Source organism: Pseudomonas sp. SORT22 (assembly GCF_018417635.1).
Lineage (GTDB): Bacteria > Pseudomonadota > Gammaproteobacteria > Pseudomonadales > Pseudomonadaceae > Aquipseudomonas.
In genome coordinates this window covers 2,806,401-2,831,276 of the sequence record NZ_CP071007.1, presented here as the reverse complement: position 1 = coordinate 2,831,276, position 24,876 = coordinate 2,806,401, and the positions used below count along the sequence as shown (strand labels likewise).

17 protein-coding genes are annotated in these 24,876 nt (G+C 64.5%); 3 read left to right on the top strand and 14 right to left on the bottom strand.

Going from position 1 to position 24,876, the window contains the following annotated elements:
- Positions 1-5: 5 nt before the first annotated feature.
- From JYG36_RS12985 to JYG36_RS12955, 7 genes are all read right to left on the bottom strand, one after another.
- Positions 6-1,217, bottom strand: a complete 1,212-nt coding sequence (locus tag JYG36_RS12985) for an aminotransferase class I/II-fold pyridoxal phosphate-dependent enzyme (RefSeq protein ID WP_052676522.1) — start codon at positions 1,215-1,217, stop codon at positions 6-8.
- Positions 1,218-1,219: 2 nt separating this feature from the next.
- On the bottom strand, positions 1,220-2,701 hold the full coding sequence (locus JYG36_RS12980; RefSeq protein WP_213604300.1) for a coniferyl aldehyde dehydrogenase: 1,482 nt from the start codon (positions 2,699-2,701) through the stop codon (positions 1,220-1,222).
- 19 nt (positions 2,702-2,720) lie between these two features.
- Positions 2,721-3,626 (bottom strand): fatty acid desaturase, encoded by a 906-nt coding sequence (locus tag JYG36_RS12975; protein ID WP_213604299.1) that lies wholly within the window; start codon positions 3,624-3,626, stop codon positions 2,721-2,723.
- Positions 3,623-3,871 (bottom strand): acyl carrier protein, encoded by a 249-nt coding sequence (locus JYG36_RS12970; protein ID WP_093382114.1) that lies wholly within the window; start codon positions 3,869-3,871, stop codon positions 3,623-3,625. Before JYG36_RS12970 ends, JYG36_RS12975 begins: the two co-directional genes overlap by 4 nt.
- Complete coding sequence (locus JYG36_RS12965) at positions 3,868-5,700, bottom strand: fatty acyl-AMP ligase (RefSeq protein WP_213604298.1); 1,833 nt, start codon at positions 5,698-5,700, stop codon at positions 3,868-3,870. Before JYG36_RS12965 ends, JYG36_RS12970 begins: the two co-directional genes overlap by 4 nt.
- 105 nt (positions 5,701-5,805) lie before the next feature.
- A complete protein-coding gene (locus tag JYG36_RS12960) occupies positions 5,806-6,222 on the bottom strand; it encodes a hypothetical protein (RefSeq protein ID WP_195884275.1) in 417 nt (138 codons plus the stop codon).
- A 67-nt stretch (positions 6,223-6,289) separates the two neighbouring features.
- A complete protein-coding gene (locus tag JYG36_RS12955) occupies positions 6,290-6,709 on the bottom strand; it encodes an MAPEG family protein (protein WP_045198192.1) in 420 nt (139 codons plus the stop codon).
- A gap of 740 nt (positions 6,710-7,449) precedes the next feature.
- Between JYG36_RS12955 and JYG36_RS12950 the strand changes: the two genes are divergently transcribed.
- Positions 7,450-8,553, top strand: a complete 1,104-nt coding sequence (locus JYG36_RS12950; protein WP_283817204.1) for an efflux RND transporter periplasmic adaptor subunit — start codon at positions 7,450-7,452, stop codon at positions 8,551-8,553.
- 5 nt (positions 8,554-8,558) lie between these two features.
- Positions 8,559-11,618 carry an efflux RND transporter permease subunit gene (locus JYG36_RS12945; protein ID WP_045198189.1) on the top strand — a complete coding sequence of 1,020 codons (3,060 nt, stop codon included), beginning with the start codon at positions 8,559-8,561 and terminating at the stop codon, positions 11,616-11,618.
- On the opposite strand, the gene JYG36_RS12940 is transcribed toward JYG36_RS12945, so the two are convergent.
- On the bottom strand, positions 11,615-14,119 hold the full coding sequence (locus JYG36_RS12940) for a UvrD-helicase domain-containing protein (protein WP_213604296.1): 2,505 nt from the start codon (positions 14,117-14,119) through the stop codon (positions 11,615-11,617). The two genes, JYG36_RS12945 and JYG36_RS12940, sit on opposite strands and share 4 nt — an antisense overlap.
- A 189-nt stretch (positions 14,120-14,308) precedes the next feature.
- On the opposite strand from JYG36_RS12940, the gene JYG36_RS12935 reads away from it, so the two are divergent.
- Positions 14,309-15,007, top strand: coding sequence for a pirin family protein (locus tag JYG36_RS12935; RefSeq protein ID WP_213604294.1), 699 nt, complete (start codon positions 14,309-14,311; stop codon positions 15,005-15,007).
- 102 nt (positions 15,008-15,109) lie between these two features.
- Here the strand turns inward: JYG36_RS12935 and pgm are convergent, their stop codons facing one another.
- From pgm to JYG36_RS12905, 6 genes are all read right to left on the bottom strand, one after another.
- Entirely contained in the window at positions 15,110-16,747 is a 1,638-nt protein-coding gene (gene pgm / locus JYG36_RS12930; protein WP_093382090.1) for a phosphoglucomutase (alpha-D-glucose-1,6-bisphosphate-dependent), read from the bottom strand.
- A gap of 95 nt (positions 16,748-16,842) precedes the next feature.
- A complete protein-coding gene (locus JYG36_RS12925; RefSeq protein WP_213604292.1) occupies positions 16,843-19,104 on the bottom strand; it encodes an ATP-dependent DNA helicase in 2,262 nt (753 codons plus the stop codon).
- Positions 19,101-20,744, bottom strand: coding sequence for a VRR-NUC domain-containing protein (locus tag JYG36_RS12920; RefSeq protein ID WP_213604290.1), 1,644 nt, complete (start codon positions 20,742-20,744; stop codon positions 19,101-19,103). Before JYG36_RS12920 ends, JYG36_RS12925 begins: the two co-directional genes overlap by 4 nt.
- Before the next feature lie 92 nt (positions 20,745-20,836).
- Positions 20,837-23,266, bottom strand: coding sequence for a TonB-dependent receptor (locus tag JYG36_RS12915; RefSeq protein WP_213604288.1), 2,430 nt, complete (start codon positions 23,264-23,266; stop codon positions 20,837-20,839).
- Between the two features lie 105 nt (positions 23,267-23,371).
- Positions 23,372-24,337 carry a FecR domain-containing protein gene (locus tag JYG36_RS12910; RefSeq protein ID WP_213604286.1) on the bottom strand — a complete coding sequence of 322 codons (966 nt, stop codon included), beginning with the start codon at positions 24,335-24,337 and terminating at the stop codon, positions 23,372-23,374.
- A complete protein-coding gene (locus JYG36_RS12905) occupies positions 24,337-24,849 on the bottom strand; it encodes a sigma-70 family RNA polymerase sigma factor (protein ID WP_123566563.1) in 513 nt (170 codons plus the stop codon). The genes JYG36_RS12910 and JYG36_RS12905 overlap by 1 nt, the downstream gene beginning before the upstream one ends.
- Positions 24,850-24,876: the final 27 nt, after the last annotated feature.

Here is a 24,876-nt window from a genome sequence, read left to right as displayed (position 1 = left end):
CACGCTCAGCCTTCGCGCTGTTGCGCGCTGGCCTGCGGTGCATCGAGCAGGTCCATTTCCATCAGGGTTTGCAGGGTGGCGGCGACCGCCTTGTCCAGCTCCGCGGCGCTGAGCTGGGAGTGGATCGAATAGCGCACCACACCCATGCCCGCCGGGATTGCCGGCTGCAGGAACACCGAGGTCAACACCCCGCGCTGCTGCAATTTGCCGTAGAACACGCAGGCTTGCTGTTCGTCGTCGAAAAACAGCGAGACGATCTGGCACTGGCTGTCGCCCACCGCCACCCCGGCCTCCTGCAACTGGCGGCGAAACTCGCTGGCGTTGTCCAGGCAGCGCCGGGCGCGCTCGGGTTGGTGCATGATGATGTTCAGCGCAGCCAGGTGCCCCGCCGCCGAGACGCTGGAGGTGGCCGAGCTGAAAATCACCGAGCGACAGCCGGCGCGCACCAGCTGCATGGCTTGGGCATTACCGGCAATCAGCCCGCCGTGCCCGCCCAGCGCCTTGTTCAGGCTCACCGTGCGAAAGTGCACGCGTTCGGCCAGGCCCAGCTCCACCGCCAGCCCGCCGCCGTTGCCGAACATGCCGAAGGAATGCGCCTCGTCGAGCACCAGCAGGCACTCGTGGGCTTCGCAGATTTCCAGGTAGCGGCGGATGTCGCCAATCGAACCGTCGGTGCTGTACACCGCATCGATGACGACGATGCCCGGGCCGTTCTTCTCCAGCCGGCGCAACAGGTCGTCGGTGTCGTTGTGTTCGATGACGATCTTCTTGCCCAGCGACAACTTGATGCCGTCATACAGCGACGCATGGGCATGCCTGTCGATGTACACCGGCTTGAACAGCGGCGTGATCGCCTCGAGCAGGCCGACGTTGGCGGCCCAGCCGGAGGTGGTCAGAATCGCGTCGTCGGCGCGCATGCAGCGGGCCATCTGCGCGCGGAACGCCTCGCACTCATCGGCGCTGCCGCCAAAGATGCTCGACATGAACGACTCGTCGCGCAACTGGGCATTGGCCCCGGCGCGGGCGGCACTCACGGCCGGGTGATTGCCCAGGCGCAGGTAGTCGTTCTGGTGCAAGGCGATGTAGCCGCTCAGGTCGCTCGGCTGGCAGAACGGGAACGGGTCGAGGCTGGCGACGAACTCGCAAGCCGGGCGCATGTGCTCAACGTACCAGTCAGGCACGCGCGCCGGGTTAGAAGTGTGCAGGGGTGCGTTCATGGTCAGGCCATCCCGATCATTTTCTTCAGGAACCAGCGTGAACTGCTGGTATAGGGCGCGCGCACCGCATCGAGGAAGTTGATGCGCGACTGGCGGAACACCGGCTTGAAATGGCTGAAGGCCTGGAACCCGCGTTCGCCGTGATAGGCACCGAAGCCGCTGTTGCCGACGCCGCCGAACGGCAGCGATTCCTGGGTGTAGTGCAGCAGCGTGTCATTGATGGTCACGCCACCGGCCACTGTGCTTTTGAGCACGTAGTCCTCGACGTTATGGTCGTCGGTGAACACATACAGGGCCAGTGGCCGCGGGCGCTGGTTTATGTAGCCAACGGCGCTGGAAAGCTGCTCGTAAGGCACGACAATCAGCAGCGGGCCGAAGATCTCGTCCTGCATGATCCGCGCATCCTCGGGCGGGTCGATCAGCAGCGTCGGCAACAACCTGCGGCTCTGCGCGCAAGACAGCTGCTGCGGGTACACCGGGTGCTGCTGCGCCCCACGGCCAATGGCATCGTCGCAGTAACCCTGCAGGCGCTCGAAGTGGCGGCTGTTGATGATGCTGGTGTAATCCGGGCTGTGCAGCGGGTCGGGGTACATGTGCCGGACCTGCGCGCTGAACGCCTCGACGAACTCGGCCTGGCGCGCCTTGGGCACCAACACGTAGTCCGGTGCGGTACAGGTTTGCCCGGCATTGAGCAGCTTGCCGGTCACGATCGACTTGACTGCGCGCCGCATGTCGAAGTGCTCGTCGATGATCACCGGCGACTTGCCGCCCAGCTCCAGGGTCAGCGGCGTGAGGTTGGCCGCCGCGGCCGCCATCACCTGCTTGCCGACCGAAGTGCTGCCGGTAAACAGCAGGTGGTTGAAGGCAAGTTCAGTAAACTGCCGGGCCAGTTGCTGGTCGCCTTCGACCACGCACACGTGCGACGGCTTGAACGCCTTGGCCAGCATCACCTGCAGCAGGCGGCCGACTGCCGGGGCCATTTCGCTGGGCTTGATCATTACCCGGTTGCCGGCGGCCAATGCGGCGATCAGCGGCTTGATCACCAGGCCAAACGGGTAGTTCCACGGCGACATGACTCCCACTACCCCCAGCGGCTGCGGCATCACCCAGGCGCGGGCGGGCTTGAAGTTGATGTCCACCGCGCAGCGCCGGCGTTTCATCCAGCGCTTCAGATGACGCTTGGCGTAGGTGCAGGCCTTGAGGCTGCCGACGATCTCGGCCATCAGCGTTTCTTCTTCGCAGCGGTGGCCGAAGTCCTTGTCCAGCGCCGCCTGGATCTGCGGGATGTGGCTGCGCACCAGTTGCTCGAGGTCGTCCAGCGCGCGCAGGCGCTCCTCAAGGCTGGGCATCGGCTGTTCGAGAAAGGCTGCCGTCTGTTGCTCGAAAATCGCCTGCAGCGCCGAGGCTGGCGCCTGTGGCTGATCACTCAAGGACACAGGGCGCACCTGGGCCGGGTCGGCAACACTGGAAATCGAATGATTCATGTCCATCACCTGCCTTCAGTTACTCAGCCAGAGAAAGGGGTTGCTTGATCGGTGCCAGCCGGTGCCCGGGCACCAGTGCCGGCGCCTGGGCTTCATGACGGGTCTTTCTCGACAGCCAGACTTTCTTGTAGCGATAGAACGGCGCGCCGGGGTACAGGTGGTGCGACAGGTGATAGTTCTGGCCGACGAACAACGGGAAGAACAGCCAGTCCATGCCGACCCGGTTGTTGGTCGCCTGGTACTTGTTGTCGTGCGCCTTGGTGGCGTGGGGAAAGTGCGGCAAGTAGTCGAAGGTGATCGCCAGGAAGAATTGCGCGACCCGGGTCGGCAGCAGGTACAGCACCAGGAACGGTACGATCCAGCCCATCAGGCAGACTGCCACCACCACCGCCACGGCAAATAGCCAGGCCAGCCAGAACTCGACCTTCTCGGCGGTCGGCCGGGACTGATAAGAGCCGTTGCGAAAGTAGGTGGTGATGTAGGCACTGTCCATCATCAGCCAGCGCAGCGGCAGGGTCCAGGCGCGGCCGCCACCGCAGGAATAATCCGGGTCCAGGCGCGGATCATTGGTGTGATGGTGGTGGGCCATGTGCAGGAAGCGGTAGGTGCGCAAGAACGGCGTCAGGGTCACCAGCAGGAACCCCAGGCGGCCAATGACGTCATTGGCAAAGCGGTTGGCGCAGATCAGCCCGTGGGACGCTTCGTGCAACACGGTGTAGGCCAGGTACGAACACAAGGTGTTGATGACGAATGCCCAGCCCATGGCCAGGCGGTCGCTGACCGCCAGCGCCGTGGACAGGATGAAGGCCAGCATGATCACCACGAACAGGATGATGGTCGGCCAGGCGAAGCGCGGGCGGGTCATCAGGCGGCGAAACTCGTCCTCGCAATCGACGCGCGCGCCGTGCTGCGGTACTGGGTTCATGGTTCAGCCCTCGTGAACGTGGAAAGGTGGTTGCTGAGTTCGTCGATCGACGGGTAGTCGTAGACCAGGGCAGGATCGAGCTCGCGCTCAAGCCATTCACCGAGCTCACCGATCATGCCCACGGCATCGCGCGAGGCGACGCCGTACTCATCGAACGCCAGGGCGCTGTCGACCTGGGCCAGGTCAAGCTTGAGCAGGCTTGCCAGGTGTTCGCGCAGCCATTGGGCGATCTGTTGCTGGCTCATGACGTCACCTCCCTGGTGCCCTGGTGGTTGAGCTCGAACGGCGAGACCACCGCCTGCAACTGCCCGTCCAGGTACAGGCTGCGGCACTGCGCGCGCTGCAACTTGCCACTGGAGGTCAAGGGCAAGCGGCTGCTGACGAACAACAGCTCATCCAGGGCCACACCATGGGCACGCGCCACTGCCGCGCTGATCGCCTGGCTGGTCTGTGCGACCGAGAAGATCTGCGCCTGGCTCTTGTGCAGCGAGATCACCACCACCAGTTGCTCGCGCTCGTCGCGATCGACGGAAAACGCCGCGATGGAAAAGGCATTGGCGATGCTGATGCTCAGCTCGGCGAGGGTGCTTTCGATGGTCTGTTCAAGGTCGTGGGGGTAGTGATTTTTGCCATCGATGATGATCAGATCCTTGCGCCGGCCGGTGACGAACAGCTCGCCCTGGTGCATGAAGCCCAGGTCGCCGGTGCGCAGGAAGCGCCGCTGCGGCTCGCCTTCAAGGGTTGCCTGCAGCACCTCCTGGGACAGTTGCGGGCGGTTGCGATAGCCGCCACTGACGCTCGGGCTGCTGACCCAGATTTCACCGACCAGATCGTCCGCCAGCGCCACGCAGCGCTGCGGGTCGACCACGCGTACCTGGCAGCTTTGCGCCGGTACCCCGGAGCTGACGAAGTGAATGCTCTGTGGCCCGGCGTGCTGTGCGTCGACCAGCACCGCGCGGTCGAGGTTGAGCTGCGCTTTGTCCAGGGTCAGGGTCAGCGGCGTGACGCCTTGCGGCACGCCGGTGACGAACAGCGTGCTTTCGGCCATGCCATAGCAAGGGCAATACGCCTGCGCCCGAAAGCCACTGTCGGCAAAGGCTTCGGCGAAGCGTTCGAGGGTGCCCTTGCGCACCGGTTCGGCGCCGCTGTAGGCGACCGTCCAGCTGCTCAGGTCCAGCTGCTGGCGTTGCTCTGGCGTGGTGCGCTGCAGGCACAGGTCGTAGGCAAAGTTCGGCGCGCCGCTGGTGGTTGCGCGGTAACGGGAAATCGCCTCCAGCCAACGCAGCGGGTTGGCGACAAAAGCCAGCGGCGACATAAGGATGCAGCGCACGCCCAGGTAGAACGCCTGCAGCAGGCCGATCAGGCCCAGGTCGTGGAACACCGGCAGCCAGCTGACATACACGGTGTTGTGGTCGTGATTGAGCGACTCGGCAATCATCTGCTCGTTGCTCATCAGGTTGGCGTGAGTGACCACCACGCCCTTGGGAATGCCGGTGGAGCCCGAGGTGTACTGGATAAAGGCAACTGAGCCTGCATCGATGGCCGGCGCCTGCCATTGCCCGGCAAGCGCGGGGTCGGCCTGGTCGACGTCGACCACCTGCACCAGGCCGGTGATGGCCTCATGCGCGAGCAGCGCCGCCAGCGACAGCCGGTCAGTGATCAGCAACTGCGCCCCGGCATCGCTGATGACCCGGCACAAGCGTTCACTGCTTTCATTTTTTTTCTGCGGGTAGACCGGCACTGCGGCAATGCCGGCATACAGGCAGGCGAAAAACGCCAATACAAACTGCGGCCCGGGTTGCGTGGCGATGATCGCCGCCGGTGGTTGCCGCTCGGCGCCGGCCTTCAGGGCCAGTTGCTGTTGAAGTTCGACCGCCAGTGCCCTGGCGGCGTAATCCAACTCGGCGAAGGTATAGGTCTTGCCCTCTTCGCGGCCCTTGTCGAGCCACAACAAGTACTGTTTATCGGGTTGTACCCGGGCATGATGACGGGCGAGATCCACCAGCGTTGCAACTACCGATGCAGCGGCCGACGGTTTCACCAGCGAGGTGCTCCGCTCAACGTTCATATTCATGATTAACGGCTCTGGTTCGTTATTATTTTTATACAGCGCACAGCCCTAACTCGCGCGCGACCGACGTGTTATTGAAACAGTGTTATTAGCTGTGACGTAAGAGACTCAACTGCTCAATATCAAACGCTGCGCTTCATTGCGTTCAAGTTTTACGCAATAAAGAACAAAGTAGGGTGTCCCGACAATAATATTGAGCATGATGGTTTTGAGAATTTCCGGCGTACCGACCAATCGATGCGCAGCGGCATAGGTCAGCAGGGTCAAGCCATAGGGGACAAATGCAGCAATTGGAAAGCGCCAGGGTTTGGGCGTGACGCTAAAGGCAAACTCTACCAGGCCGGCAACCAGGTAGCCGCCAATAAAGCTGCCCAGCGCCTGTACCATGGCCGAGGCCATGGCGGTTTCCAGCCCGGCGTTTACATAATAGGCCCAGCCGCCGTAGAGGATGGCCGACAACACCCCGGTTATAAACATTCGCCTGCTTTTACTGCCACGCGCTGTTGTTGTTATTGTTGTGCTCATCTCGAACGGTCTCCGGTGATTGCCAGTAGTAGCCGCGGTCTATCATTAGAAACAAACAAACGTACTGTCAGAGGATCAGAAAGCCCAGGCGCACGCACATCGCCAGGAGCACCAGCCAGCTCAGCATGAACAGCTTGGAGCGTGGCCCGACCTTGTTGTTGGTGACGTGCACCAGGCTCTGCAGCACCCGGCAGGCGACGTAGGCCCAGGCCAGGCCGATGAACACCCAGTCAACCTTGGCCAGGCTGATCAGGGCGACACACAGGAAGTAGAACGGTGGCGTCGACTCCAACAGGTTGTGAAAGCAGCGCTCGGTCTGGCGCACTGCCCGCGGCAGCTTCTCGCCGGTGTCATAGGTCTTGAAGTAAGCGGCACTCAGCGCTCCGGACTTCACGGCACTTTGCCGTCCACGAAACATCAGATACAGCACCACGACGGTCAGCAGGATCATTGCCAGCGCCGGATAAAACATCAGACCTTGATTCATTGCACACACCTTCTTATTGTTGGTTTTCTACAACTTTCCGATGCCCAGCCGCTCGCCCGCCACTACACCGGCGCGCAGGCTGAACAGTTGGCCCTGGGTTCAAGGCCAAATCGACGATAACAGACCGACTACTTTACGGCGGCGTAATACAGCGTAAGAAACATCCCAAACAGTTGTGACTATTCAGGCTACTTCGGCAGCATTGACAGCGATTGCCCGAGACCGTGTCTACTGCATGTAGCAGCAGCGGTTACGCCAGCAATCTGAGCAGGACCGAGACGACAAAAGCCGTGTGGTGATGGGTTTAACTGCAACCCGAATGACGTGGTCGACTCCGTTCGACATATTCGCGCTCCTCGCTTAACTGTTTCCAAAAGTTGCACGGTTCTTTTCGAGCGTCAAGCGAAAAAAAATGCCGCTCATCGCTTTTGGATCCCTTCGCCGGGCACTTGCGCTGTTTACCTGTAAAGATGTTGTCACACCAGCATCGAGTAACAAGTCTAGACCGGGCATCACGCCATAAAGAGGGATTGGCGATAACGGCTATTCAAATGAGTTGATATTTTTTAATAAATAACTATCGGTCTTACAGTGACCAAACGGTCACGCTATTTTCCCGCTGAATTTGCAGTTTCAGCGTTGCCCGGATTTACATTTCATTACTGGACGCTGGGGGGTAGCAGACCTAGGATCTTTTCGCTGCCCATAACAATTACAACGCCCAGGGAAGGTTTATCCGCATGCACAGCCCCGTGTTGTCTATGGTATTGCCTGTCAGCCTCATTGCTCTGCTCGCGGCCTGTGACGCCCCTGCCCCGCCTTCGCCCCCTCCCCTTGCGGTGCTGATTGTCCATCCGCAGGCGGCGACCGACCTGGCCGATGCCTACCCGGGGGAAGTGCGCGCACGCTTCGAGCCGGAGCTGGCCTTTCGCATCGATGGCAAGGTCAGCAAGCGCCTGGTCGAGGTTGGCCAGAAGGTTCGCGAGGGCCAGCCACTGGCGCAACTCGACCCGCAAGACCTGCATTTTCAGCTCGACGCCCGCCGCGCCCAGGTGGCCGCCGCCCAGGCCAACCTGCGCCTGGTGCAGGCCGAGCGTGATCGCTACCAGCGGCTGTTGCAGCGCAATATGGTCAGCCATTCGCAATTCGAGAATGTCGACAACGCCTACCGCGCAGGCGAAGCCCAGCTCAGGCAGGCCACCGCGCAATTCAACAGTGCCCGCAACCAGGCCGACTATGCCGTGCTGCGCGCCACCCAAAGCGGGGTGATTGCCCGGCGCATGCTCGAAGTCGGGCAGGTGGTCAGCGCCGGGCGCACGGTGTTCAGCCTGGCCGCCGACGGCGAGCGTGAAGTGCTGATCAACTTGCCGGAGCAAGCCTTCGAGCGTTTTCGCATTGGCCAGCCGGTATCGATCGAGCTGTGGTCGCAACCACAACGGCGCTTCAACGGCCAGATCCGCGAGATGTCACCGTCGGCCGACCCCCGCTCACGGACCTTTGCCGCCCGGGTGACCTTCACCGACAACGCAGTGCCGGTGGAGCTGGGGCAAAGCGCGCGAGTGTTCATCGCCCATGAAGCCAGCGCGACCCTGGCAGTGCCGCTGTCGGCGCTCAGCGCTGAAGCCAACCGGCCGTTTGTGTGGGTGGTCGACCCGCAGCAATCGACCCTGCGCCGTGCCTTCGTCAGCATCGGCAGCTTTGGCGAACAGCAGGTCGCGGTGCTGCAGGGGCTGGCGCCGGACGACTGGGTGGTCAGCGCCGGGGTTCAGGTGCTGCGCGAGGGGCAGAAGGTCCAGCCGGTCGATAACCAGAACCGTCAGGTTGCCTTGGCCGGCAAGGAGTAGCCCGGATGAATTTCAACCTGTCTGCCTGGGCGCTGCGCAATCGCCAGATCGTCCTCTATGTGATGTTGCTGATGGCCGTGACCGGCGCCCTGGCCTACACCAAGCTGGGCCAGAGCGAAGACCCGCCCTTCACCTTCAAGGCCATGGTCATCCGTACCCTGTGGCCAGGAGCGAGCGCCGAAGAGGTGGCGCGCCAGGTCACCGAGCGGATCGAGAAGAAGCTGATGGAAACCGGCGAGTATGAACGCATCACCTCGTTCTCGCGCCCGGGGGAATCGCAGGTGATCTTCACCGCCAGCCAGACCCTGAACTCGGCGAAACTGCCCGAGCTGTGGTACCAGGTCCGCAAGAAGGTCAGCGATATCCGCCACACCCTGCCCCAGGGCACGCTCGGGCCGTTCTTCAACGATGAATTCGGTACCACCTTCGGCAACATCTATGCCTTGACCGGCCAGGGCTACGACTATGCCGTGCTCAAAGACTACGCCGACCGCATCCAGTTGCAGCTGCAACGGGTCAAGGACGTCGGCAAGGTCGAGCTGCTGGGCCTGCAGGATGAAAAGATCTGGATCGAGCTGTTGAACACCAAGCTGGTCAACCTCGGCCTGAGCCTCGGCGCGGTGCGCCAGGCCCTTGAGGAACAGAACGCGGTGGCCGCCAGCGGTTTCGTCGAGACCCCGACCGACCGCGTGCAATTGCGGGTCAGCGGGCGCTTCGAGACCGTCGAGCAGATCCGTAACTTCCCCCTGCAGGTGGCCGGCAATACCTTTCGCCTGGGTGACGTTGCCGAGGTCAAGCGCGGCTTCAACGACCCGCCGGCGCCGCGCATGCGCTTCATGGGCGAACCGGCGATCGGTCTTGCCGTGTCGATGAAGGCCGGCGGCGACATCCTGGTCCTCGGCCAGGCTCTGCAAGGCGAGTTTGCCCGCCTGCAGCAGCACTTGCCGGCGGGCATGCAACTGCACAAGGTCTCTGACCAGCCGGCGGCGGTAAAGACCGGCGTCGGCGAGTTTGTCCGGGTGCTGAGCGAAGCCCTGGTGATCGTGCTGGTGGTCAGCTTCCTGTCGCTGGGGCTGCGCACCGGCCTGGTCGTGGCCCTGTCGATCCCGTTAGTGCTGGCCATGACCTTTACCGCCATGTACTACCTGGGCATCGGCCTGCACAAGATCTCCCTGGGGGCACTGGTGCTGGCGCTGGGATTGATGGTCGACGACGCGATCATTGCCGTGGAAATGATGGCGATCAAGATGGAGCAAGGCCTCGACCGATTGGCCGCGGCCAGTTACGCCTGGACCAGCACGGCCTTTCCGATGCTCACCGGCACCCTGATCACCGCCGCAGGTTTTCTGCCGATTGCCACCGCGCAGTCGGACACCGGCGAATACACCCGCTCGATCTTCCAGGTGGTGACCCTGGCACTGTTGATGTCGTGGATCGCCGCGGTGGTGTTCGTCCCCTACCTGGGCGCACGGCTGCTGCCACAGCGCAGCCACACCGGCGCGCAAGCTCAGGCGCACGGCGCCCAGGCCACTTACGACACGCCCTTCTACCGCCGGGTGCGGGCACTGGTGGCCTGGTGCGTGGACCATCGCAAAACCGTGATCGCCCTGACCCTGGGGTTGTTCGTCGCCTCGATCCTGCTGTTTCGCTTCGTCCCGCAGCAGTTCTTTCCGGCCTCGGGGCGCCTGGAGCTGATGGTAGATATCAAGCTGGCCGAGGGTGCATCGCTGACCGCGACCGAACAACAGGTCCATCGCCTGGAGCGCCTGCTGGCCGAGCATGACGGCATCGACAACTACGTGGCCTATGTCGGCACCGGTTCGCCGCGCTTCTATCTGCCCCTGGACCAGCAACTGGCGGCGGCAAGCTTTGCCCAGTTCGTGGTGCTGGCGAAAACCATCGAGGACCGCGAAGCGCTGCGCCAGTGGCTGGTCGCGACCCTCAATGAACAATTCCCGGCCCTGCGCACACGGGTCTCACGCCTGGAGAACGGGCCGCCGGTGGGCTACCCGGTGCAGTTTCGGGTATCGGGTGAACACATTCAGGAGGTCCGCGCCCTGGCCCGCCAGGTGGCCGACAAAATTCGCGAGAACCCCCATGTGCTCAACGTCCACCTCGACTGGGAAGAGCCAAGCAAGGTGGTGCGCTTGAACATCGACCAGGACCGCGCCCGGGCGCTGGGGGCCAGCACCGCCGACCTGTCGCGGTTCCTCCAGGGCTCGCTGACCGGCGCTGCGGTCAGCCAGTACCGCGAAGACAACGAACTGATCGAGATTCTTGTGCGCGGCAGCGAGCAGGAGCGCCAGCAACTGTCGCAACTGTCCAGCCTGTCGATGCCGACCGCCCAGGGCCATAGCGTCAGCCTGGCGCAGATCGCGATTCTTGAATACGGCTTTGAAGAGGGGGTGATCTGGCACCGCAACCGCCTGCCGACAGTGACCATTCGCGCCGATATCCAGGGCGACCAGCAACCGGTGAGCCTGGTCAAGCAGATCCAGCCGACCCTGGAGCCGATCCGCGCCAGCCTGCCTGACGGCTACCTGCTGGAAGTCGGCGGCACGGTAGAGAACTCGGCGCGCGGCCAGCAGTCGGTGAAGGCTGGCCTGCCGCTGTTCGTGGTGGTGGTGCTGACCCTGTTGATGGTCCAGTTGCGCAGTTTCTCGCGCTCGATCATGGTGTTCCTCACCGCCCCGCTGGGGCTGATCGGCGTCACCCTGTTTCTGCTGATGTTCCAGCAGCCGTTCGGCTTTGTCGCGCTGCTGGGCACCATCGCCCTGTCGGGCATGATCATGCGCAACTCGGTGATCCTGGTCGATCAGATCGAACAGGACATCAAGGCCGGCATGGACCGCTGGCAGGCGATCATCGAGGCCACGGTACGGCGCTTTCGGCCCATCGTGCTGACCGCCCTGGCGGCGGTGCTGGCGATGATTCCGCTGTCGCGCAGCATCTTCTTCGGGCCCATGGCGGTGGCCATCATGGGCGGCCTGATCGTCGCCACCGCCCTCACCCTGTTGTTCCTGCCGGCGCTGTACGCCGCCTGGTGCCGGGTCAAGCGGCCCTAGCCAGGCACGCGCTCGTCGGCAAAAAAGGCCTTGCGCCCATCCACCTGGCTGGAGGCGCGAGGCAGGTTGGCCGCCTCTGCCGTGGGCTTCTCGACATACCAGTAGCAGTGTTTCGCCGCGCGGGTAATGGCCACGTAGGCCAGGCGCAGGACTTCGTCCTTTTGCGCGTTGTCGAACGCCTGGGCATCGCCGCTGCGGCCCAGGCCCGCCTGACGATAGACCTGGTTCTTGTACGGCGAATGGGTCAGGTGCTGGCAGTCGCCGAGCATGAACACCGCGTCGGCCTGCAGGCCCTTGGCGCTGTGATAGGTCAGCTGGCGCAGGCGCCGTTGCGCCGCCGGCAAACCGGCTTCGTGGTTGACCAGTGCCTGCAGGTGCTCGGCAATCGCCGCCTTGTCGCTGCTCTTGCGGTACAGCAGCATGACCGATTCGCCGTTGCGGTAGTGCTCCAGCAGGGTTTCGGCCAGGCTCGCCTCGTCGCGCTCGAGCACCTTGACCGGCAGCGGCGTCTCGGCCGCCGGGCCGCAAGCCCTGGCCTTCTTGCCGCTGATGGCCGGCGCCGATTTGACGATATGCTCGGCCGCATCGATGATGTGCTGGTGGCTGCGGTAGTTGTCGGCGAGCATCACCCGCGTGCTGCTCGGCGCCGGGAACTCCTTGGCAAACTCCATGAAGTACTTGGGCGAACTGCCACGCCAGCCGTAGATCGACTGCCAGTCATCGCCCACGCACAAGAGCGACGAATGCTGCGCCACCCGCCCGACCTGCATGGCCGGGCCACGGCGGCGGATCTCGCGCAGGCAGGCGCGCAGCCAGGACACGATCTGCGGCGAGACGTCCTGGAACTCGTCGATCATCAGGTGTGCCAACGGCCGCAACAACGGGTCGGGCAACAGTTGCAGGTTCTGCGGGTTGTTCTCGCCGAACAGGGCGAACATGCGGTTGTAGCTCATGATCGGCGGCGACTGGCCCAGCAGGTGCGCCTCCAGGGCTTTCCAGTACAGGCCCAGGGCTTCAAAGAACAGGGCGTCGGTGTCGCCGGCCGGGAAGCTCATGGCACCGACCGCCTTGTTGACCTCAAGCCCGAGGTTCTCGATAAAGCCGGCAGCGCCAACAAAGGCATCCAGCAGCGGCGCCGCGCCCAGCTCGCCCTTGACCTTGTAATCAAAGCCCGGCCCGGCCACGGCATCACCGGCCAGGGACGATGTCAGGCGCTTGGCCGCAGCGTAGTTTTCCAGCCAAATCACAGGCTTATCGCAGAAAGCTTGAAACAGGGTGCGCTTGATCACCCACTCCGCCCACACCGGCAGCTTGGCCCCGGGGCGCTTGTACTGCTGGTTTTCTCCGGGGTCGAAACCGAGCACTACGTAGGCGTCCAGCTCAGCGATATGGCCATGGAAATGAAAGCGGCTACCGTTGATTTCGACGGTTTCGCGGCTCGGCTCGATGCCCTTGATCGGCCAGGCACCGGCAGCAAACCACAGGTCTTCGAGGGTGTCGCACAGCTCTTCATCGCGGCTGGCCGACAGCTGGGTCACCGCCACACGCTTTTGCACATCGGGGTGGTCGCGGTCCAGCGCCTTGAGCTGCAGGGCCTCGCGGCGCAGGCCGGCGATCAGCTCGGCAAAGCGCGGGCTGCTGCCCAGCAGGTCGCGGTAACAGAGGTTGAGTTGCTGGCGTTGGGCATCGTTGATACGCAGGTCGAACGGGTTGCTGTCAGCATTGGCTTCGCTGCCGCCGGGCATTTCGCTGCCCAGGGTCTCGAACGCGCGCACCTGGCTGAAACCCGGCAGGCTGCGCACCAGCGGCAGGATACGCGAATGGAAGGTGCGCACCAGCTCGCGCGCCTGCACCTGGCTGAGTTCCAGTTGCCACAGGGCAAAGACCTGGACCAGGCGGTTGATGAAGTCCTTGCGCGATTCGCGGGTGAAGGTCACCACGGTCATGGCGTCCAGCTCGTAGCCCAGGTAATGGCGCAACAGCAGGATGCGCAGTACCAGCGAAGTCGACTTGCCGGCGCCGGCACCGGCGATCACGCAGGTCGACGGCGTGTCGCTGAAGATCATCTTCCACTGCGCCGCGCTCGGCTGGGCGTGGGCTGGCAGGCGCTGGGCGACGTCGGCCTTGAAGCGCTTCTTGAGCTCGGCAGTCAGCGCCAGGCGCCAGTCGTCGAACAGGGCGTCGTCGAGCCCGGGCACGCCATGGCCGTCGGGGCGGGTGTCACGGATCACCAAAACCTGGCGCCCGGCTTCGTAGCCATCAATCCGCCCTTCTTCGTAGCCTTCGCGCAAGCCATCGGCGTGACCGGTGCGCTGACCATTGGCATGGCCCTGGAACCAGGAGTCGCGGTGCTGCGCCTGCAAACGGCTCAGGCCGCGACCCAGCAGGCGCGCAGCGAGGCGCCGCAGCCAAGGCAACTGCGCCGGCGCAATCAACTCCAGGGGTAGCTTGGGACGCTCTTCAGACACACCGACTCCAACAGAATGAAAACCAGCGGCCATGTTCGCTCCATCGGGCAAAAATCACCAGCCGATTACTTGTAGATCAGTGAATTAGGCGATGAAGCGTACAAATTACCGCAGCTCTATGTATCGACAAACATGATTATTATCAGTCGAAATTTACGCTTATTTTCGATCATTGATTGATGGATCATTTGTCCCATCCACTCACTTTCGAGGACAACCATCATGCTGCAACTGCGCCCGTTCAAGAGCCTTGGCCATGCCAACCATGGTTGGCTCGACGCCCATCACCACTTCTCGTTCGCCGAGTACCACGACCCGGCGCGCATGCACTGGGGTACCCTGCGGGTCTGGAACGACGACCTGATCGCCGCCGGCAGCGGCTTCCCGCCGCACCCGCACCGCGACATGGAAATCATCACTTATGTACGTGAAGGCGCCATCAGCCACCAGGACAACCTGGGCAACAAGGGCCGTACCGAAGCCGGTGACGTGCAGGTGATGAGTGCCGGCACCGGCATCACCCACAGCGAGTACAACCTGGAGCAGGTCGATGCGCGCATCTTCCAGATCTGGATCATCCCGCAGCGCGTCGGCCAGGCGCCGTCCTGGGGCACCCGGCCGTTCCCCAAAGGCGAGCGCGGCGAAGGCTTCGTGACCCTGGCCAGCGGCCGTGAAGGCGATGAGCAGGCGCTGCAGATTCGTGCCGATGCACGCCTGGTGGCGGCGACCTTGCGCGCCGGGGAAAGCGCCGAATACCGCTTCGAAGCCGGGCGTCGAGGCTACCTGGTGCCGGCCAAGGGCCTGGTTGAAGTCAACGGCGTGCGCGTCGAAGCCCGTGATGGGCTGGCGATCGAGGATGAGCAGGTGCTCAGGGTGATGGCGGTGCAGGACAGCGAGATAGTGCTGGTTGATATCGCGTGAGGGCCATCGCGGGTCAAGTCGGATCGCCGCACCGCCGCTCCTACACCCATCTGTAGGAGCGGCGGTGCGGCGATCCGACTTGACCCGCGATGCTGTTAGCGGTCAGGCAATCGCCGCATCCACCAGTTCCTGGGCTTCGGCCACCAGGCGCTGCAGGTGCGCTTGATCGATGAAGCTTTCGGCGTAGATCTTGTAGATGTCCTCGGTACCCGACGGCCGCGCGGCGAACCAGCCGTTGGCAGTCATCACCTTGAGGCCACCAATGGCCTGGTTGTTGCCCGGCGCATGGCTGAGGATCTGCTCGATCGGCTCACCGGCGAGCATGGTCGACTTGACCTGCTCCGGTGCCAGTTTGCTCAGCAGGGCCTTTTGCTGCGGGTTGGCCTTGGCCTCGACGCGGGTGGCAAACGGCTCGCCCAGCGTAGCGGTAAGCTCGGCATAGGCCTGGCTCGGGTCGCGGCCGGTGCGCGCGGTGATTTCCGCCGCCAGCAAGGCCGGGATCAGGCCGTCCTTGTCGGTGGTCCAGACGCTGCCGTCCTTGCGCAGGAACGAGGCGCCAGCGCTCTCCTCGCCACCAAAGCCCAGGGAGCCATCGAACAGGCCGTCGGCAAAGAACTTGAAGCCCACCGGCACCTCGAACAGGCGACGGCCCAAGCGCGCGGTGACGCGGTCAATCAGGCCGCTGCTGACCACGGTCTTGCCCACGGCGGCGTCGCTGCGCCACTGGGGACGGTGCTGGAACAGGTAGTCGATGGCCACCGCCAGGTAGTTGTTCGGGGCGAGCAGGCCATTTTTGGTAACGATGCCGTGGCGGTCGTGGTCCGGGTCGCAGGCAAAGGCCACGTCGAAGCGCTCGCGCAGGCCGATCAGGCCTTGCATGGCGTACGGCGAGGATGGGTCCATGCGGATCTGCCCGTCCCAGTCGACCGACATGAAGCGGAAAGTCGGGTCGACCTCGGTGTTGACCACTTCCAGGTTGAGCTTGTAGTGCTCGGCAATCGCCGACCAGTAGCGCACCCCTGCCCCGCCCAGCGGGTCGACGCCCAGGCGCAGGTTGGCGCCGCGGATCACGTCGAAGTCGATGACGTTTTCCAGGTCGGCGACGTAGCTGGCGACATAGTCATGACGGTGGGTGGTGCTGGCCGCCAGCGCCTGCTCATGGGCCATGCGCTTGACGCCGTCGAGGCCCGCTGCCAGCAGGTCGTTGGCCTTGGCCTCGATCCACTTGGTGACATCGCTGTCGGCCGGGCCGCCGTTGGGCGGGTTGTACTTGAAGCCACCGCTTTGCGGCGGGTTGTGCGACGGGGTAATGACAATGCCGTCGGCAAGGCCGCTACTGCGCCCGCGGTTGTAGCAGATGATGGCGTGGGACACCGCCGGGGTCGGGGTGTACTCGTCGTCCTTGGACAACATCACCTCAACGCCGTTGGCCGCCAGTACCTGCAGGGCGCTGGCTGCTGCCGGGGTCGACAGCGCATGGGTGTCGGCGCCGATGAACAGCGGACCGTCGATGCCCTTGGTCTGGCGGTACAGGCAAATGGCCTGACTGATGGCCAGCACGTGGTTTTCGTTGAAGCTCAGGTCCAGGGAGCTGCCACGGTGCCCGGAGGTGCCGAAGGCCACGCGCTGGGTAGCGATGCTGGCATCGGGCTGGCCGGTGTAGTAGGCGGTCAACAGTTGCGGGATATCCACCAGCACGGAGGCCGGGGCCGGTTTGCCCGCCAAAGGACTGAGCTTCATGCAAAACCTCAAGAAAGGATGTTCAGGGTGATGAAAACACGCAGTTTACTGGCAGTTTGACCAGCAAGCGACCGTGACTATCCCCGCGCCGGCGATTATTTCTGCTCAGGCGCCCACCAGGCCGGAAACATGCGCTGTACGCGGGCTTCGGCGAAGCGGTCATCGATCAGCAACAGCGTGCCACGGTCGTCGTTGCCGCGAATCACCCGGCCGGCCGCCTGGATGACCTTCTGCACCCCGGGGTACAGGTAGGTGTAGTCGAAGCCTGCGCTGAACAGCCGGGCCATGCGCTGCTTGATCTGTTCGTTGACCGGGTTGACCTGGGGCAGCCCGAGGGTGGCGACAAAGGCGCCGATCAGGCGCGTGCCCGGCAGGTCGACGCCTTCGGCAAAGGCGCCGCCGAGCACGGCAAAGCCGACGCCCTGGCCCTGGGGAACAAAACGCTCAAGAAAACCCTGGCGCTGCTGCTCGTCCATGCCCGGCGCCTGGCTCCATTGGCTGATGGCCGGGTAGCGCGCGGCCAACAGGCTCGAAACCTGCTGCAGGTAGTCGAAACTGCTGAAGAACGCCAGGTAGTTACCCGGCGCCTGGGCATACTGCTCGGCGATCAGCTCGACGATTGGCGCCAGCGACGCCTCGCGGTGCTGGTAACGGGTCGAGACGCTGCTGATCACCCGCACCTGCAGTTGCTCGGCGGCAAACGGTGAGGCGACCTCGAGCCAGGCGCAATCGGCCGGCATGCCGAGCAGGTCGGCGTAGTAATGGCGCGGGCTCAAGGTGGCGGAAAACAGCGTGGCACTGCGCGCTGCAGTCAGCCGCGGGCCAATCAGCGTCGCCGGCACCACGTTGCGCAGGCACAGGGTCGACAAGGCGCGCTTGCCCGGGCCCGGGCGCTTGCTGATATCGAACAGGAAGTGCTCGTCGAACAACTCGCTGACGCGGCTGAACTGCAGCGCCTGAAAGAAGAACTGTAACACCGCAGGGTCAATACCGGTCGGCGTCTGGTTGAGTTGCTCCTGGATCAGCCCGATGCACTGTTGCAAGGCCTTGAGCAGGGCGTCGGGCAGGCCGTCGACCACCCGGTAAGGCGCCAGCTGCGCCTTGTGCAGGGCATTCCACTGGCGATTGAGGCGCTCCAGGGCGCTGCCCAGCCCGGCCGGCTTAAGCTTGCGCAGGGTCAGCAACTGGCCCTGGTCGAGGCTTGCGCTGTACATCTGCCGGGCCCGCTCGACCAGGTTGTGCGCCTCGTCCACCAGCAGCGCCAGACGCCATTGGTTGGCCTGGGCCAGGCCGAACAACAAGGCGCTCTGGTCAAAGTAATAGTTGTAGTCGGCCACCAGCACATCGACCCAGCGGGCCATCTCCTGGCCCAGGTAATAGGGGCACACCTGATGGGCCAGGGCCACCTCACGCAGGGCGGCCTTGTCCAGCACCGCCACGGCCTGGGCGGCCTGGCGCGCCGCTGGCAGGCGGTCGTAGAAGCCCTTGGCCAACGGGCAGGCATCACCATGGCAAGCCGTGCCGGGGTATTCGCAGGACTTGTCGCGGGCCACCAGCTCCAGGCTGCGCAGGGCCGGCTGGGTGCCGCTGGCCATCACCTGGCGCAGCGCCTCCAGCCCCAGGGCGCGGCCGGGGGTCTTGGCGCTGAGGAAGAGGATTTTGTCCAGTTGCTGCGGGACCATGGCCTTGAGCAGCGGAAACAGCGTGCCCAAGGTCTTGCCGATGCCGGTGGTGGCCTGGGCCATCAGGCAGCGGCCGGTGCTGACCGCCTTGTAAACGGTTTCGGCCAGTTCACGCTGGCCATGGCGAAACTGCCCGTGGGGGAATGCCAGGGCCTGCAGGCCCTGATTGCGCAAGGCCTGGCGCTGCAGCTGCTGCTCGGCCCAGTGCAGGAAGATCGCACACTGGGCGTTGAAGAACTGTTCAAGCTCCTGGGCACTGCGCTGCTCTTCGACCAGGGTCTGTTCATCGTTGTCGACATTCAGGTACACCAGCGCCAGGCGCAATGCCGGCAACTGGCGCTGCTGGCACAACAACCAGCCGTAGACCCGGGCCTGAGCCCAGTGCAACTGGCGATGGTTGTCGGGCTGGCGCGCCAGGTCGCCGCGATAGGTCTTGATTTCTTCGAGGCGGTTGAGCCGCGAGTCGTAGCCGTCGGCGCGGCCGCGCACCTGCAAGGTCGCATACTGGCCTTCGAGGCTGACTTCGGCCTCGTAGCCCTCGCCGCGCCCGGCCACCACCCGCCGGTGGCCGCTGATGCCCTCCTGGGCCGTGGGCGACGGGGTGAAGCGCAGGTCGAGGTCGCCGACCTTGGCGGTAAACTCGCACAACGCCCGCACCGCCACGCTGTAGCTCATGGCGCCCAGTGCACGTGACAGACTTCCACCGGCAGGCCGTGCCCGGCGCAGAATTCGATCCAGCGCAGCTGGCTGTCCTGCAGGCGGTCACCCGGGCCCTTGACCTCGACCATGCGGTAGCGTTGCTGCTCGGGCCAGAACTGGATCAAATCAGGCATGCCCGAACGGTTGGCCTGGATGTCTTCGAGCAGGCGCTCGAAACAGCTTTTCAGGTGTGCCGGGGGCAGGCAGATCAGCGCCTGTTCGAGCAGCTCTTCGCTGAGCACCTGCCAATAGACGAAGGGCGATTGCAGCCCCTGCTTGCTGACAAAATGACGGCGAATGGTCTGCCGGTAACTGCCGTCGTCCAGTTGCCCCAGGCAACGGGCGAACAGCTCGCTGCGCCGGCCATGGAACTCGGCGTCGTGCAAGTCCTGCGGAGCGCTCTGGAACGGGTGGAAGAACGCCCCCGGCAACGGCGCGAAGATCGCCTCCCAGCACAACAGGCCGAACAGGCTGTTGAACAGGCTGTTCTCGACGTAATGCACCTGCCCGCCGCCCTGCCCCAGGTGCAACTGCACGGCCTGCTCGACGCCCAGCGCCGCCAGTTCGGCCGGCAGTTGCAGCTCGACCAGGCTGACCTGGGGCTTGGCCCGCCGTGGCTGCGGCGGCCCGCCCAACTTGCGCTGCAAACGCGGCAGCATCCGCGCCAGGGCCTGGACCTCAAGGCTGTTGGCCGGTTGCCGGGCGATCTGCGAGGCCAGTTCGAACGCCTGCGCCCACTGCTCGCTACGCTCCAGTACCCGCACATGACGGATGCGCGCCTGCGGATGCTGGCTGCGCGGGTAGATGCGCAGGGCCAGCGGCCAGTCACCGAGGCGCTCACTGTGCTGGCCAAGCTGGTACAGCAGCCGCGAGCGACGGCGCAGCAGCCAGGGGTTGTCGCTGTCCAGGCACTCGATGTGCCCGACCACCTGCTCAAGCGCCACGCCCTGCTCCAGCAGCTCGGCGCACTGGTGCAAGGCCAGCGCCACATCGATGTCGCTGCGCTGGCGCAGGGCCCGCGAGTCGGCGCTGAAGGCCACCTGCTCGTAGCGCAGCAGGCCCAGATCGGCCAGCACGAACTCCGACCAGTCCTGGTACAGGTTGCCGAAGAACAGCAGGCGCAGACGGTCGCACAAGGCCTGCAGGCGTAGCTCGATGATCGGCTCGACAAAGCCCGGCAGCCATTGCTGCAACGGCTGCGGCGGCAGCTCAAGGGCCTGCAACTGGGCCAGCAGTTCGCCCTTGGCCGCCCGTGGCCGTTCGAGCCGGTCGGCAAAGCCCTGGGCCAACTCGTCCTTGCGCAGCAGCTGGAACAGCTGCTCAAGGCTCAGCACGCCGTCATCGACCACCCAGCCCAGGGCCAGCAGTGGCGCCAGGGCAGCCTGGGTCGAGCCGATTTCGGCGTAGTCGAGCTTGCTCGGGCGAAACAGCTGACCCTTGCGCATCACCATGCGCACCAGCAAGGCCCGGGCCGCCTGCGGCTGCTGGCGGAACTGGCTGATGAAGGCTTGCTCCTGGTCGTCGAGCAGGTCGGCATAGCGCAGCTCGATCCAGTCGAGCACTTGCTGGAAGTTGTGCAGGTAGTAGAACGGGTCGTCGACGGAATGGGCGATCACGGCGCGGTACGGGCTGGCGGCTGGAGTACTGGTTATACATACAGACGCCGCCCTCTGGCAACCCGCGGGCGACCAACGCGCTGCCTAGCGCATCAGAAGTCCACCGTCGCCGACAGCTGCAAGGTTCGCGGATAGCCCGGCGAGATGGCGCCATAAGAGGCTACCCCCGACCAGTACTCACGGTCGAAGACGTTCTGCAGCGTGGCCCGGAAGGTGGTCGGGCGCCCGTCGATGCGGGTGCTGTAGCGGGCACCGGCATCAACGCGGGTCCAGGCGTCCAGCTCCTGGGTATTGGCCTGGTTGATGTACTGGCTGGCGGTGTAGATCGCTCCGCCGGTCAGGGTGAAGCCCTCGGCCCAGGGGGTGTCCCACTCGGCCCAGAGGTTGGCCTGGACATCCGGCACCCCCACCGGCTCATTGCCCCGGTTGGCAGCGGTGGCCGAGTCGGTCAGCTCGCCGTCGAGCAGCGTCACCCCGCCGAGCAAGCGGGTGCCAGGCGCAACTTCACCGAACATGCTCAGCTCGATCCCGCGGTTGCGCTGCTCTGCCTGCACCGCGAAGACATTGCCGCTTGCCAGTTCGCCACTGGGTTTCTCGATCTGGAACAGCGCCAGGGTGGTCATGAAAGTGCCGTGCTCGTACTTGACCCCCAGTTCATGCTGCTTTGACTCGTAGGGCGCAAAGGCCTCACCGGCGTTGGCCGCCGTGGCCGGGGCGATATCGCCCTTGCTCAGGCCTTCGACGTAGTTGTAGTAGAACGAGACGTCGTCCCAGGGTTTGACTACCAGGCCGACCACCGGCGTGGTGGCGCTGTCCTTGTAGCGTGAGCTCACTATTCCGGTGGCGCTGTAGTTGCGCGACTCGATTTCCTGGCGACGCACACCCAGGGTCAGTTGCAGGCGGTCTTCGAGCACCGACAAGGTGTCGGTCAACGCCACACCGGAGAGTTCCGACTCGGAGATGCGCAGCACCTTCGGCGCACTGATGTACTGCTTGGGCACATCGATCGGGTGGTAGATGTTGGAGAGGATTTCGCTGCCGTTGTTGATGCCCCGGGACAATTCGTCCTGATAACGGGTCGCCATCAGCGTGGCCGTATGGGTGACCGGGCCGGTGTCGAACAGCGCGCGCATGCCCACGTCCGCCGTCGAACGGTCGACGTTGAACTTGTAGTAGCCGGGAATGTTGCTGGTGTCGCCCGCCTCGTTGAGGATTCGCGGTACCTGGTCGGACATCCGCTTGACGTCCGCCTTGCCGCCGCCTGCGTGGGCAAACACCGTGACGGAGTCGTTCAGGTCATACTCGCCGCCGAGCAGTGCCGATTGCTCGCGGGTATTGGACCAGCCCCAGTCCTGCGGCAGGTTGCTGCGCCCGTTCGGCGCCGACGGTACGTCGATGCCCGGAGCCACGGTAAAGGGTCGCGAGGAGGCGTCCCATTTTTCTTTCTGGCTGATGAAGTCAAGGTTCAGGCGCAAGCGCTCGCCCTGGTAATCCAGGGCAATGGCGCCGATATCCAGGGCGCGTTGCTGATCGTCAATGGCGGTATCGCCCTGGGCGACACTGCCGTTGAAACGCACGCCCCACGCTTTCTCGCTACCGAAGCGGCGGCTGATGTCCAGGTGCCCGCCCACCTGGGTGTCGGAACTGTAGCTGGCGGTAAAACGGGTCAGGTCTTCGGCCAGCGGGCGCTTGGGCACGATGTTGATCACCCCGCCGACGCCGCTATTGGGGGAAATGCCATACATCAGCGCCCCGGGCCCCTTGAGTACCTCGACCCGTTCGGCGTATTCGGTGAACACCCGGTAGTTGGGCGCCACGCCATACACGCCGTCGAAGGCCAGCTCACCCAGGTTGCCTTCGCCCACAGCAAAGCCGCGAATGAAGAACGAGTCGACGATCCCGCCGGTCTGCCCGGTCGAGCGCACCGACGGGTCGCGTTCCAGGGCATCGGCGACGGTGACCGTCTGCAGGTCGGCCAAGGTCTTGGCGGTGTAGCTGGTGACGCTGAACGGCGTGTCCATCACGTCCTTGTTGCCGAGCATGCCCACGCGCCCGCCACGGGCCACCTGGCCACCGGCATAGGCCTCGGGCAGGCCGCCGGCACGGGTACTGGTGGCCTCGATGGTGGTGGCGTCCAGAGTCAGGCCGTCGGCGCCGGCAGGCAGCCTGGCGAGGGTGAAACTGCCGTCGGCGCGCTCAAGCAATTGCAGGCCGCTGCCGGCCAACAGCCGCGCCGCGCCGTCGTGCGCTGTGTAGCTGCCGCGCAGGCCCTGGCTGTGCTGCCCTTCGGTCAGTGCCGGTTCGAACGACAAGGCCATACCAGAGGCCATGGCAAAGCTCGACAGCACGCGCCCCAGCGGCCCTGGCGCAATGTCGTAGGCCTGGGCGGCGACGGCATCCAATGGCTGCGCGGCGGCAAGCCACGAGGCGCCACTGCCTGCGACCAGGGTAAGACCGAGCATGGCGCTACGCACGGCCAGGGCCAGGGGACGTTGAGCGCGAGGGCGACTTGCAACAGACATGACTGAGGGATCCTTTGGACTGGATAAATGAGGGGTGCACTCCCCTTGCCAGTCGAAACGCAAAAAAGTATCAGCGCCAGCCAGGTTTATTTTCCTGCGCCTGACTTAGGCCGGCGTGAGCAACAGCCAATAGCCGTTCAGGTGCGCCTTGACCGCCAGCGGGTAGGTCGCTGCCAGCATGTTCAAGCTGCGCTGGCTGTCGTTGAGCGGGAACGCGCCCGATACGCGCAGGTCGGCGATCTGCGGGTCGCAGCGGATGAAACCGCGCCGATAACGGCCAAGCTCGGCGGCAAAATCTTCCAGGCGCATGCGGTCGGCAAGCAGCATGCCCTGGGTCCAGGCGCTGATGCTGGCGTCGACCGTCTGTGGTGCACGGCTGCTGTGGGCATCGAAGTCGGTCTTTTCTCCGGCGCGGACAACCTGCACCGCGCCAGGGGGTGCATTGGCCGGTTCGATGCGGACGGCCCCTTCGAGCACCGCCAGGTAAGTCCGCCCGCCCTGCTCGCGCACGCAAAACCGCGTGCCCAGCGCTTGCATGCGGCCTTCGCGGGTGCCAACCCGCAACGGCCGTGGTGGCTGCTGGCGGTCGGTGGCGGTGTGCACGAGGATTTCGCCACGCAGCAACTGGATGAAGCGCTGCTGCGCGTCATAGCGCACATCGATGGCCGAGTCGGTGTTGAGGAACACCCGGGTGCCGTCGGCCAGGGTCAACTCGCGGCACTCGCCCAGCGCAGAACGGTAGTCGGCCATCCACGCTTGCTCGTCGCTGACCTTCCAGCCGGCCCAGGCGGCTGGCACTGCCGCGAGCATCAACGCCAGGCGGGCGATGGCGGCGCGCCGGCGCGGGTCTGCCGGGCGATCGAGCGCCGACATGGCCAGCGCCGGCGGCAAGCCGCCGAGTTTGCCCAGCAACAATTCGGCGCGCTGCCAGGCGCGCTCACGTTCGACGCTGCTGGTGCGCCAGGCCGCCCACGCCGCCTGCTCAGCCTCAGAGGCCTCGCCTTCGCTCAGGCACATCAGCCATTGCGCCGCTTCATCGAGCGCTTGCGGGTCAATCGCGGTTGACGTCATCACTCCACCAGCGTCAGGCACTGCAAGAAGGCCTGTTTCATGTAGCGTTTGACGCTGATCAGCGAAACGCCGAGCTGTTCGGCAATCTCGGCGTACTTCATGCCGTTCAGTTGCGACAGCAAAAAGGTGCGCCGGACCACCGCCGGCAGGGCATCGAGCATGGCATCGATTTCGTGCAGGGTCTCGAGCACCAGCAGGCGCTGCTCAGGGGACGGCGCCTCGGGCACCGGCAGTTGCGCCAGCGCCGTCAGGTAGGCGCGCTCCAGCGATTTGCGCTGGCACCAGTTGGCGAGAATGCCGCCAGCGACGCAATTCAGATACGCCCGCGGGTTGTCGAACACCGCCACCTTCGAAGCGAGGATGCGGGTGAAGGTATCCTGCGCCAGGTCTGCCGCATCCAGCGCATTGCCCAGGCGCTTGCGCAGCCTGGCGTACAGCCAGCCGTGATGGCCACTGTACAGCGCCTCGACAGTACGCAGGTGGGAGTCGGCAGAAGGCAGCGCATCGCTCATGGGGTGGCGGTTTTTTTGTAATTGATA